This window comes from Arthrobacter sp. Br18 (assembly GCF_000520555.1).
Lineage (GTDB): Bacteria > Actinomycetota > Actinomycetes > Actinomycetales > Micrococcaceae > Arthrobacter_D.
In genome coordinates, this window is sequence record NZ_KI914855.1 from 29,142 (window position 1) to 40,615 (window position 11,474).

General features: G+C 67.6%; 12 protein-coding genes. 11 read left to right on the plus strand and 1 reads right to left on the minus strand.

Annotation, left to right across the window (positions count from 1 at the left end; all coding sequences use genetic code 11):
• The 11 genes from Y704_RS0107155 to gatB form a co-directional block, all read left to right on the plus strand.
• A partial coding sequence (locus Y704_RS0107155; RefSeq protein WP_162149383.1) for a PH domain-containing protein occupies positions 1-296 on the plus strand: 296 nt, incomplete at its 5' end.
• On the plus strand, positions 293-1,636 hold the full coding sequence (locus Y704_RS0107160) for an adenylate/guanylate cyclase domain-containing protein (RefSeq protein ID WP_253904255.1): 1,344 nt from the start codon (positions 293-295) through the stop codon (positions 1,634-1,636). The genes Y704_RS0107155 and Y704_RS0107160, both read left to right, overlap by 4 nt.
• Before the next feature lie 81 nt (positions 1,637-1,717).
• Positions 1,718-2,596: a PP2C family protein-serine/threonine phosphatase gene (locus Y704_RS19615; protein ID WP_051476791.1), complete on the plus strand. Its 879-nt coding sequence runs from the start codon at positions 1,718-1,720 to the stop codon at positions 2,594-2,596.
• 61 nt (positions 2,597-2,657) lie between these two features.
• Positions 2,658-4,874, plus strand: coding sequence for an NAD-dependent DNA ligase LigA (ligA, locus tag Y704_RS19620; RefSeq protein ID WP_051476792.1), 2,217 nt, complete (start codon positions 2,658-2,660; stop codon positions 4,872-4,874).
• A 101-nt stretch (positions 4,875-4,975) separates the two neighbouring features.
• The gene (locus Y704_RS0107175) at positions 4,976-5,401 is read left to right on the plus strand and encodes a hypothetical protein (protein WP_155850257.1); all 426 of its coding nucleotides are present in this window, start codon (positions 4,976-4,978) and stop codon (positions 5,399-5,401) included.
• 45 nt (positions 5,402-5,446) lie between these two features.
• A complete protein-coding gene (locus tag Y704_RS0107180) occupies positions 5,447-6,511 on the plus strand; it encodes an alpha/beta fold hydrolase (protein ID WP_026549616.1) in 1,065 nt (354 codons plus the stop codon).
• A 159-nt stretch (positions 6,512-6,670) separates the two neighbouring features.
• Entirely contained in the window at positions 6,671-6,940 is a 270-nt protein-coding gene (locus Y704_RS0107185; protein ID WP_026549617.1) for a hypothetical protein, read from the plus strand.
• Positions 6,941-7,045: 105 nt separating this feature from the next.
• The gene (locus Y704_RS0107190; protein ID WP_081747465.1) at positions 7,046-7,573 is read left to right on the plus strand and encodes a GNAT family N-acetyltransferase; all 528 of its coding nucleotides are present in this window, start codon (positions 7,046-7,048) and stop codon (positions 7,571-7,573) included.
• 115 nt (positions 7,574-7,688) lie between these two features.
• Positions 7,689-7,985 (plus strand): Asp-tRNA(Asn)/Glu-tRNA(Gln) amidotransferase subunit GatC, encoded by a 297-nt coding sequence (gatC, locus tag Y704_RS0107195; protein ID WP_026549619.1) that lies wholly within the window; start codon positions 7,689-7,691, stop codon positions 7,983-7,985.
• Between the two features lie 3 nt (positions 7,986-7,988).
• The gene (gene gatA, locus Y704_RS0107200; RefSeq protein WP_026549620.1) at positions 7,989-9,494 is read left to right on the plus strand and encodes an Asp-tRNA(Asn)/Glu-tRNA(Gln) amidotransferase subunit GatA; all 1,506 of its coding nucleotides are present in this window, start codon (positions 7,989-7,991) and stop codon (positions 9,492-9,494) included.
• A complete protein-coding gene (gene gatB, locus Y704_RS0107205; protein WP_026549621.1) occupies positions 9,495-11,015 on the plus strand; it encodes an Asp-tRNA(Asn)/Glu-tRNA(Gln) amidotransferase subunit GatB in 1,521 nt (506 codons plus the stop codon).
• 60 nt (positions 11,016-11,075) lie between these two features.
• On the opposite strand, the gene Y704_RS0107210 is transcribed toward gatB, so the two are convergent.
• The coding region (locus tag Y704_RS0107210) for a GNAT family N-acetyltransferase (RefSeq protein ID WP_026549622.1) at positions 11,076-11,474 on the minus strand (399 nt) is incomplete at its 5' end.

Sequence of the window (11,474 nt, forward strand, 5' to 3'; positions counted from 1 at the left end):
CCCGCCGACGTGAACACCAGGTGCCGCTGTCTGCGGTCTACCAGCTCGACACCACCCAGGGGCTGCTGCAGCGGTTCGTGGGCAGCGGAACCCTCCTGGTGGACCTGGGACGTGACCGCGTGGTCACTTACCGGGATGTTCCCCAGGTGCATACCTTCAAGGATTATGTGGTGGCAGCGGTCAGCGAGCTCCCACTGACCGTCATGTTCGATGGTGTAGACATGGAGATTGATTCGGACTACGCCCGTCAGGATGACCCTGGGGCCAGGCAGGAGCGGAGGGACGGCAGGACATGACCACGGAGTCTGGTGCAGGATATGACGCGCCGCCCGCTGCCGCTGCGGAGTCTGGTGCAGGACATGATGCGCCGCCCGCTGCCGCTGCGGGGCCGGGCCCGGAGGCGCCGCCCGCCGCCCGTCGCAGCCTGGGGGCGCACGCCGCGGCCAAGGCGGTGTGGCGCCTGCAGGGGGACGTCGGCACAGCGCCGGCAGCAGGTTCCATGCCCACCGCCCGCAGCGGGAATGCAGCTGCCGCTGCCGGGTCGGACGCTGCAGCGTTCGTGGGCGAGGCCGCCGCCAGGCCGGAACCCCTCGTCCACCTGGACCGGGACATCATCCGCAACCTCGAGATCGAGCTGCTGGGTGCGGAGCGCACCCTGCGGCGCCGCGATGTGGCGGCAGGGGCCGGAGTGTCGCTCCTGTCGGCACGGAAGTTGTGGCGCGCGATGGGCTTTCCCAACATCGGTGACGACGACATCGCGTTCACTGAGAAGGACCAGAACGCGCTGACGACGATCATCGAGCTGGTGCGCCGGGAACAGCTGACCGAGGATGCCGCGATCTCCATCACCCGTGCCGTCGGCCAGATGACGGACCGCATGGTGGTCTGGCAGATCGAAGCCCTGGTCGAGGAGATGGTGGTCCAGCGCGGCATCTCCGACGCGACTGCCCGGAAGACGCTTGTCGCCGAACTGCCGGAGCTGATCGAACCGCTCGAGAAGACGCTCGTCTATGCCTGGCGGCGCCAGATGAACGCCGCGGTGCAGCGGCTTGCGCTGCGGGCGGAGTCCGGCCTGCAGGCCAGTGAGACAGGTCGCGATGGCGATGAACAGGATGCGCCGCTGCCGCTGGCCCGCGCCGTCGGTTTCGCCGACCTGGTCTCCTACACCAGCCTTTCGCGCCAGATGAACGAACGGACGCTCGCGCAGCTGGTGCAGCGCTTCGAGAACAAGTGCGCCGAAATCATCTCGGTCGGTGGTGGCCGGCTCGTCAAGACCATCGGGGACGAGGTGCTGTACATCGCTGAATCACCGGAGGCGGGCGCCGAGATCTCACTTGCCCTCGCCAAGGCCTTCACCGAGGATGAGCTCCTGCCGTCGGCCCGGTGCGCGATGGTGTGGGGGCGGGTTCTGTCGCGCCTCGGAGATATCTACGGACCCACGGTGAACCTTGCCTCACGCCTGACGTCCCTGGCCGAGCCGGGAACCGTCCTCATCGATGCCTCTACTGCTGCGACACTGAGCAACAACGAGAAGTTCGTCCTGATGCCGCATGAGGCCCGCACGGTCCGCGGGTTCGGGGAGGTCCACCCGGTATCGCTCGCTCGGGGAACCGGCACGGGTCTTATCCTTGACTGACCGGCCGTCCACGCGACCCGTCCGGGCAGTGCAGAATAGGGGAATGATAGATCAGCCGACCGACCGCGCCGTGGTTGCCCCGTGACCAATGCCCCCGATGCCGTCCGTGCGGCGCCCCGCAGGGTGAGGCTGACCTACGGGTTCGCCACCGACCGCGGCCTGCGGCGCGAACTCAACGAGGACTCGCTCATCGCCGCTGAGCCGATCTTCGCCGTCGCCGATGGAATGGGCGGTCACGAGGCAGGCGAAATCGCCAGCGGCGTGTGTGTGAGGACGCTGGGGCGCAGCAGTATCATCGGATCCCGGACCCCTGGTTTCTCGGTCGAGGACCTTGAGCAGCTGATCCAGGAAATGGACGCGGCAATACGTGCAGAGACCGGAGGTGCAGCGGGTACCACCGTATCCGGGGTCGTGGTCGTGCAGGACTCGGGGGCGCCCTGCTGGCTGTTCTTCAATGTCGGCGATTCCCGGACCTATAGGTTGAGCGGGGACCGGTTCGGCCAGGTGTCGATCGACCACTCCGAAGTGCAGGAGCTCGTGGAGCTCGGCGAGATCACCCCGGCCCAGGCACACACCCATCCGCGCCGGCACGTGGTCACACGCGCCCTCGGGACAGGCGACGATGCCGAGGCGGACTACTGGCTCATGCCGGTCGGGAAGGATGATCGCATCCTGATCTGCTCGGACGGCCTGAGCGGGGAAGTGAGCGACGACGGCATCTACGACGTGCTCAGCACCATCCCCGATCCTCAGCTGGCGGCTGATGCCCTGATCGAAGCGACCCTTCGGTCGGGTGCGAGGGATAACGTCACCGTCATCGTTCTCGACGCCATCGAAGAGGACGCTTCCCTTGAGGAGGTTTCCGCGGATCGAGGGGGCGCCGGCCCGTCGGACCCCGATGATCCCGTTCGAAGGACGCCCCCAGGCACGATCATCGAGGCCGACAGGCCGTCCGTGTGAAACACCACCGAAACCTCGCTGAACTGCTCGGGTTCCCGGCCGGTGGTGCAGACTAGGTCGGGTGGCTGAGAATACGAGGGACCCGCACGAGACCGATGGCGCAGGGGCTTCTCCCGTCCCCCCGGGCAAGCACCTGCGTGAGGAATACGCGCAGCTTGCCGAGCAGGTGCGCGCCCACCGGACGGCGTACTACCAGGAGGCGGCGCCCACCATCTCCGATGCCGAGTTCGATGCACTGTTCCGGCGCCTCGAAGAGCTCGAGGCGCTGCATCCCGAACTGGTCTCGCACGACTCCCCCACGCAGGAGGTGGGCGGCGACGTGTCCTCGGCCTTCGCGCCCGTCGCGCATCTGCAGCGCATGTACAGCCTCGAGGATGTCTTTTCACTCGACGAACTGACGGTCTGGCTCGACCGCGCGCGGGCAACCGTGGAGCAGCGCAGCCCTGGCAGCCCGGTCAGCTGGCTCACCGAGCTGAAGATCGACGGCCTGGCCGTCAATCTGCTGTATCGGGACGGGGAACTGGTGCGGGCAGCAACACGCGGTGACGGCGTGACGGGTGAGGACATCACCCACAACGTGCTCACCATCGCGTCCATACCGCGGCGCCTCACCGGGAAGGGCATTCCGCACGAGGTGGAGGTCCGCGGGGAGGTCTTTATCCCGTCGGAGGAATTCACCCAGCTCAACGAGCGCATGGTGGCGGCGGGAAAGGCGCCGTTCGCGAATCCGCGCAATGCCGCCGCGGGATCACTCCGGCAGAAGGACCCTGCCATGACGGCGGAGCGCCCCCTCGACATGTGTGTCCACGGCATCGGGGCGCGCACCGGACTCGATGCCGAAACGCAGTCCGGGACGTACGCCCTGCTCAAGGAGTGGGGATTGCCGACGTCGCCGTACTTCAGGGTGCTGGAAGGCCAGGCCGCCGTCGTCGGGTTCATCGAGCACTACGGTTCGAACCGCCACGGCCTGCTGCATGAGATCGACGGCATCGTGGTGAAGGTGGACAGCTTCGCGCTGCAGCGGGCGCTTGGCCACACCTCGCGGGTGCCCCGGTGGGCGGTGGCCTTCAAGTACCCGCCGGAAGAAGTCAATACCACGCTGCTCGACATTCTCGTCAACGTCGGCCGGACGGGCCGGGTGACGCCGTTCGGGCTGATGGAGCCCGTCAAGGTCGCGGGATCGACCGTCAGCATGGCTACCCTTCACAACCAGGCTGTGGTCAAGGCGAAAGGGGTGCTGATCGGCGACGTCGTGGTGTTGAGGAAAGCCGGTGACGTGATTCCCGAGATCGTCGGCCCCGTCGTGGCGCTGCGGGATGCCCGGAAGGTCCGCGAATTCGTGATGCCCACGGAGTGTCCGTCCTGCGGCACCCCCCTTCAGCCCGCGAAGGAGGGTGACGTCGACATCCGCTGTCCCAACGCGAAGTCGTGCCCCTCGCAGTTGCGGGAGCGGATCTTCCATCTCGCCGGAAGGGGCGCCTTCGATATCGAGGCCCTCGGCTGGGAGGCAGCGATTGCGCTGACCCAGCCCGCGGAACCGGCGGTGCCGCCGATCACCACCGAAGCGCAGATTTTCTCGCTGACGCCCGAGATGCTCGCCGGGGTCCGGATCGAGCGCGATCGAAAGGTCAAGGGGGTGGTCACCGGGTGCGAACTCGTCCCCTACTTCTACTCGAAAGGGACGGCGAAGAAGCCCTCGGAGCCGAACGCCAACACGCGGAAGCTATTCACGGAGCTCGAGAAGGCGAAGCGGCAGCCCCTGTGGCGTGTGCTGGTGGCGCTGTCCATCCGCCATGTCGGGCCCACGGCGTCGCGGTCGCTCGCCACGGCGTTCGGTTCGATGGAGCGTATCCGCGCGGCGGGCGAAGAGGAGCTCGCCGGCGTCGACGGGGTCGGGCCGACCATCGCGGCGGCACTCAGGGAGTGGTTCGAGGAGGAGTGGCACCGCGAGATTCTCGACGCCTGGTCGGCCGCCGGCGTGCGGATGGAGGACGACGTCGACGAGTCGAGGCCACGGACGCTCGAGGGGCTCACGGTGGTGGTGACCGGTTCCCTGGCGACCTACAACCGCGACGAGGCGAAGGAGGCGATTATTCTGCGCGGCGGGAAGGCCGCAGGATCAGTGTCCAAAAAAACGAGCTATGTCGTCGCAGGGGAGAACGCCGGAACCAAGTTCGAGAAAGCGGAGACGCTCGGCGTCCCCGTGCTGGACGAGGACGGCTTCCTGAGGCTGCTCGAGCAGGGGCCGGACCCGGAGAGGACTATCCCGGATCCCTGAGGTGGCGCGGAGATTTGGCCATGTCTAACCCCCAGGTCTCGGTTGGATTGCGATGCCCGCGGGCATATGATTCCGGTGCTGATCGGGCGTAGTTTTGGCCCATGGACAGCGGACCGACCCGCCTTGATTCTCCGGCCATGAGCACCGCGCGGAGAATCGCCCGTGCCCACTGGGCCGGGATCGCCGCGGAATTCGGAATGCTGACCAGCAGCGAAGTGGATCGGCGTGTCGGGGCAAAGAGTCCCCCGGCAGGCTGCCTGGCCGGGAATCGCCAGATCCTCGGCGTTGTAACGAGGGCCGGGCGGGTCCTGTACCCGGGCTTCCAGTTCGACGAGGACACCGGACAGGTGCTCCCCGTGATCGGGCAGGTGGCGCTGATAGGGCTCAAGGGGGGCTGGAGGGACCGCGCACTGCTGCAATGGTTCTGCATGTCGAACGTGCACCTCGGTGGAGCGCGGCCGGTGGACAGAATGGGTGATCCCGAAAAAGTGGTCACTGCCGCGCGCAGGGACCTCGGGCGGTCCTAGACTGGTCCCGGTGCGGCATCCGGGCTTCCGGCGGAGGAGACGCTCATGGCAAGCAGCCAGGTCATCCACTTTGCTCTCACCCGGGATGGCGCGCGCCTCGCCTTTACGGAGAACGGCTCCGGCCCGGTTCTGGTCATCGTCGGCCACTGGCCCTCGCATGTGGCCATGGACTGGAACAGTCCGGTATGGCACCACTGGCTCGAAGGACTCAGCCGCTCCCACCGCATTCTTCGGTATGACAGCCGAGGGACCGGGTTGTCCTCCTCCGGGCGGGACGGGATGTCGCTGGAGACCTGGGTGGAGGACCTTGAGACGATTGTCGCGGCAGCCGGTCTGAAATCGTTCGCCGTTCTGGGAATGTTGAATGCGGGGCCGGTTGCCATCGACTATGCAGTGCGGCACCCGGACAGGGTCAGGGCCCTTGTCCTCTACGGAACGTTCGTCCTCGGACGGGAAAGGCGGGGAGACGCCCGGAGTTCCCGGGAAGGCGAAGCTCTGCGCACCCTCATGCAGCTGTCCTGGGATGAGGACAATGCTGCGATCCGGCAACTGTGGAGCGCGCGGTTCATTCCCGAGTCATCACTGGAGCAACTGACCTCGTTCAACGAGCTGCAGCGGACGGCCGCAGGAGCGGAGACGGTGTCGGAGTCGCTCGACGTCTGCCACCGCATCGACGTCACCGCCCAGGCGGGGAGGGTGCGCGTCCCTACCCTGGTGATGCACAGCCGCAACGACGCCATGGTTCCGCTCGAGAGCGGCTACCAGGTGGCCGCGCTTGTTCCCGGGGCGGATTTTCTCCTGCTCGACAGCAACAACCACATCCTGCTGGCCCACGAACCGGCCTGGGGGCTCTTCCTCTCCAGCATCGACAACTTCCTCGATCCGCAGTCCGTGCCGGTTCCGCACCCCCTCGACCTGTTGACAGCGAGGGAGAGGGAGATTCTCGAATTGATCGCGTCGGGGCTGGACAACGCTGCAATCTCCCGGCTGCTCTTTCTCAGCCCGAGTACCGTGCGGAACCACATCACCCACGTTTTCGGCAAGCTGGGCGTTGCCAACCGGGCGCGGGCGATCGTCCTGGCCCGCGACGCCGGAATAGGCGGGCGTTGACCCTGCTGGGACCGTAGTCCCACGGGGGAAGCGCAGGTCGACGGAACTCCCAGGAAATGGGACCCAGCTCTCATGGCTCCCGGCCCTGAAAGGCGCATGGTAGAAGCAGGAAGCAGGAAGCAGGAAGCAGGAAGCAGCAGGCAGGAAGAAGGACGAGTCATGGACAGCACCGGTGAGCCCCTGGGAGCTCTCGACCGGATGGTCCCGTCGGGTGTGCCGATCGAAACCCCCGAGACGGCCGTCGCTGAACTTGTCGATGCGGCCGCGGATGCCCATCACCGGATCCGCACGGCGCTGAAGCGACTGGCCAGCACCTCCGGCGGCGCGGTGCTGATGTTCCTGCGCTCCGGCGCTCCGGACACAGCGCGCCTCGAGGCCGGCCGGGACAAGGTCGACCTCGATATCTACCGCATCCGCGGGCCGGTCTGAGAAACGCGTCACGGACCGGACGGCCCGCGAACCGCCACGCCGTAAAATCAGGGAGAGCACTCCGCAGGTCACGGTGATCTGCGGAACCCAGGAGAAACGGCAGCAGTGAACACACCATTCCCGAAACGCGCCCCCGGCGAGGTGGCCATCCGGCCGGTGCGGCCCGAGGACTATGACGACGTCCGGCGCATCACCCGCGGAGCCTACCTCGAGGCAGGCTACTTCGCCGACGAGGGGCACCCCTACATGGCGATCCTGTCCGACGTCGAGCACCGCGCGGCGCACGCCGAGGTGTGGGTCGCGGAGCAGGACGGCAACGTCGTGGGCTCGGTTGCCCTGACACTCGAAGGCCAGCGCTACACCGACATCGCCGTCGCCGGCGAGCTCGAATTCCGGATGCTCGCCGTGGACCCCGCAGTGCAGCGCGCAGGGATCGGCCGAAGGATGGTGGAGCGCATCGTCGACCATGCCCGCACGCTGCCGGGAATCGAGGCCGTGAGCCTTACCAGCGGCTCGGACATGATCCGTGCTCACCGCCTGTATCGATCGATGGGTTTCGCGCGGATCCCCGAACGGGATTGGTGGGTTCCGAACGAGGACATCCTGCTCTGGGTCTTCCGCCTGGAGCTGTAGCCCGCCCGGGAAGTTCCCCGGCGATTCCCGGGGATCCGGCACCGCGGTGCGTGCGTGTGAATCCCGCGCCAGTAGACTGGGGGTAGCCACCCACCACCACTTCCAGGGGAGATCCATGGCCGAGATCAACCGGGACGACGTCGCGCACCTCGCCCGTCTTGCCCACATCGACATGAGCGACGACGAACTCGACCGCATGGCCGGCGAGCTGGCCGTGATCGTCGACTCCATCAAGTCCGTCAGCGAGGTGGCTGGCGACGACGTTCCGGCGACAAGCCATCCGATTCCGCTGAGCAACGTCTTCCGGGACGACGTCGTCGGGGAGACCCTCAGCAACGAGGAAGCCCTGCTCGGCGCTCCCGACAACGCCGACGGCCGCTTCAAGGTCCCTGCAATCCTGGACGGGGAGTAACCCATGACCGATCTGATCCGCCTCAGCGCCGACGCGCTGTCACTCAGGCTGCGCGCCGGTGAGGTCTCCGCCGTCGAGGTGACGCAGGCACACCTTGACCGCATCGCCGCCGTCGACGGCAGTATCAATGCCTTCCTGCACGTCAATACCGAGCAGGCACTCAGTGTCGCGGCCGGAGTGGACAGGGCACGGGCCGACGGCGAGGCGCTGCACCCCCTCGCGGGTGTGCCCATCGCGGTCAAGGACCTCATCGTCACGAAGGGCCAGCCCACCACCGCCGGCTCGAGGATCCTCGAGGGCTGGCAGAGCCCCTACGACGCCACGGTCATCGAGAAGCTCCGTGCGGCACGCATGCCGATCCTCGGCAAGACCAACCTCGACGAGTTCGCGATGGGCTCCTCGACCGAGCACTCCGCCTACGGGCCCACGCGCAACCCGTGGGACCTCGACCGCATTCCGGGTGGCTCCGGTGGCGGCTCCGCAGCCGCCGTCGCCGCTTTCGAGGCACCTCTCGCGCTCGGCACCGACACCGGCGGGTCGATCCGCCAGCCCGGGGCCGTCACGGGCACGGTCGGAGTGAAGCCGACCTATGGAGGGGTTTCGCGCTACGGGGCGATCGCCATGGCCTCGTCGCTCGACCAGATCGGGCCGGTTTCCCGCACCGTGCTGGACTCCGCGCTGCTCCACGAGGTGATCGGCGGGCACGATCCGCGCGATTCGACGTCGCTGACGGACCCCGTGGGCGCGCTCGTCGAGGCGGCCCGCCTGGGCCAGGTCGAGGGCATGCGCATCGGCGTCATCCGGGAGCTTTCGGGGGAGGGCTACCAGGCCGGCGTCCTCACGCGGTTCTCCGAGTCCCTGGAGCTCCTTCGCTCGGCGGGCGCGGAGATCGTGGAGGTGTCCTGCCCCAACTTCCGGTACGCGCTCGGTGCGTACTACCTGATCATGCCGTCGGAGGCGTCGAGCAACCTGGCCAAGTACGACGGTGTGCGCTTCGGCCTGCGCGTGGTGCCCGAGGGCACGCCGACCATCGAACGCGTCATGGGAGCGACCCGGGAAGCCGGGTTCGGTGACGAGGTCAAGCGGCGCATCATCCTCGGCACCTACGCGCTGAGCGCGGGCTACTACGACGCCTACTACGGCTCCGCGCAGAAGGTTCGCACGCTCATCCAGCGTGACTTCGCCTCGGCGTTCGGGAAGGCCGATGTCCTGGTCTCCCCGACGTCACCCACCACCGCGTTCCGGCTGGGGGAGAAGCTCGACGACCCGCTGGCCATGTACCTCAACGACGTCGCCACCATCCCCGCGAACCTGGCCGGCATTCCCGGGCTGACGCTGCCGGGCGGACTTGCCGATGAGGATGGGCTGCCGGTGGGCATCCAGCTCCTCGCCCCTGCACGCCAGGACGCACGCCTGTACCGCGTGGGTGCGGTCCTTGAATCGCTGCTCGAATCGACGTGGGGTGGGCCGCTGCTGGCCCAGGCCCCCGCGCTTGACGGAGGAAAATAGATGACTGCTGGAACCGAAGAGATCCTCTCCTTCGAAGAGGCTCTGGAGAAGTATGACCCGGTGCTCGGCTTCGAGGTGCACGTCGAGCTGAACACCCGGACGAAGATGTTCTCGTCGGCGCCCAACGCGTTCGGTGACGTGCCGAACACCAACGTCACACCGGTGGACCTCGGCCTCCCCGGAGTCCTCCCGGTCGTGAACCGGGTGGCCGTGGAGTCAGCGATCAAGATCGGGCTCGCGCTGGGCTGCAAGATCGCCGAGAAATGCTACTTCGCGCGGAAGAACTACTTCTACCCGGACACCCCGAAGAACTTCCAGACCTCCCAGTACGAGGACCCGATCGCCTACGACGGGTCGATCGACATCGAACTCGCCGACGGCACAGTGTTCACGGTGGCGATCGAGCGCGCGCACATGGAGGAGGATGCCGGGAAGCTGACCCACATGGGCGGCTCCACGGGCCGCATCCAGGGCGCCGAGTTCTCGCTCGTCGACTACAACCGGGCGGGCGTTCCCCTCATCGAGATCGTCACGAAGCCCATCGAGGGTGTCGGGTCCCGAGCTCCCGAGCTGGCCAAGGCCTACGTCGCGGCGATCCGCGAGATCGTGAAGAACCTCGGCGTGTCCGACGCGCGCATGGAGCGCGGCAACGTGCGCTGCGATGCCAATGTGTCCCTGCGTCCGTACGGCCAGGAGAAGTTCGGCACGCGCACCGAGACCAAGAACGTCAACTCGCTGCGCGCCGTGGAGCACGCTGTCCGGTATGAGATCCAGCGGCACGCCGCCGTCCTCGACTCCGGAACGCCGATCACCCAGGAGACGCGTCACTGGCACGAGGACACGCGGTCGACGACGTCCGGCCGGCCGAAGTCCGACGCCGACGACTACCGGTACTTCCCCGAGCCGGACCTCGTGCCCGTGGTGACCGACGAGGCGTGGATCGGGAGGCTGCGCTCCGAACTGCCCGAGCCCCCCGCCGAGCGGCGGAAGCGCCTGCAAGCCGACTGGGGCTACTCCGACGCCGAGTTCCGCGACGTCGTCAACGCCGGGGTGATGTCCTCGGTCGAGGACACGATCGCCGCCGGTGTCAGCGCCGCCGTTGCGCGCAAGTGGTGGATGGGCGAGATTTCGCGCCGTGCCAAGATCGCCGACGTCGAACCCGCCGAACTGGGCGTGACGCCCGAGCTGATCGTGGAGCTGAACTTCCTCATCGAGTCCGGCAAGATCAACGACAAGCTCTCGCGGGACGTGCTCGACGGCGTTCTCGCGGGCGAGGGCACGCCCACAGAGGTGGTCGAGAAGAGGGGCCTTGCGGTCGTGTCCGACGACGGGCCGCTGCTCGAAGCGATCGACGGTGCCCTCGCGGCCCAGCCGGAGGTTGCCGAGAAGATACGTGGCGGCAAGGTGCAGGCCGTCGGTGCGATCGTGGGCGGCGTCATGAAGGCCACTCGCGGGCAGGCCGACGCCGGCCGGGTCCGCGAGCTCATCCTGCAGCGGCTGGGCGTGGAGGGCCAGCTGTAGTGACCCGTGAGGTTGGTCCTACGGCAGGCCGGGACATCGCGTGCCCCACCAGGGCGACGGTCAGGCCGTCGGCGCACCGGTAGATGACGGGGCCGCCGTTGCCTCCGAGATCTTCCGCGCGCGCCGAGCCTGCCTCGCCACCAGTGCCCGCTTGGCGACGCGCCGAGCCGCGATCATGCCGTCGTTGCTGAGCATGGCCGCGTGGCCCTGCGCCGTGCGGGGTACCCGCACCTGGTGGAGTGGCAAGGGTTGGGCCGCGAAGTCGGACTTGTACGACTCGTCACCCACGGTGAGGTCGAAGTAGGACTTGCCCCGGCCGCTGGCGTCCTGCGCCAGGCTGTCGACGATCAGGAGGCCGAGCGAGTAGTTCCGGAGGCGTTCGACGTCGTAGCCCACGAGCAGGAACAGCTCGCGGTCGGGCTCCACCAAATCGAGGGCGACCGCGACCGGCTCGCCCGC

Bases quoted from the DNA above. Each gene is read 5' to 3' on its own strand.
- Y704_RS0107175 (WP_155850257.1), top strand. From the start codon at position 4,976: ATGGACAGCGGACCGACCCGCCTTGATTCTCCGGCCATGAGCACCGCG.
- gatB (WP_026549621.1), top strand. From the start codon at position 9,495: ATGACTGCTGGAACCGAAGAGATCCTCTCCTTCGAAGAGGCTCTGGAG.
- gatC (WP_026549619.1), top strand. From the start codon at position 7,689: ATGGCCGAGATCAACCGGGACGACGTCGCGCACCTCGCCCGTCTTGCC.
- Y704_RS0107180 (WP_026549616.1), top strand. From the start codon at position 5,447: ATGGCAAGCAGCCAGGTCATCCACTTTGCTCTCACCCGGGATGGCGCG.
- gatA (WP_026549620.1), top strand. From the start codon at position 7,989: ATGACCGATCTGATCCGCCTCAGCGCCGACGCGCTGTCACTCAGGCTG.
- Y704_RS0107160 (WP_253904255.1), top strand. From the start codon at position 293: ATGACCACGGAGTCTGGTGCAGGATATGACGCGCCGCCCGCTGCCGCT.
- Y704_RS0107185 (WP_026549617.1), top strand. From the start codon at position 6,671: ATGGACAGCACCGGTGAGCCCCTGGGAGCTCTCGACCGGATGGTCCCG.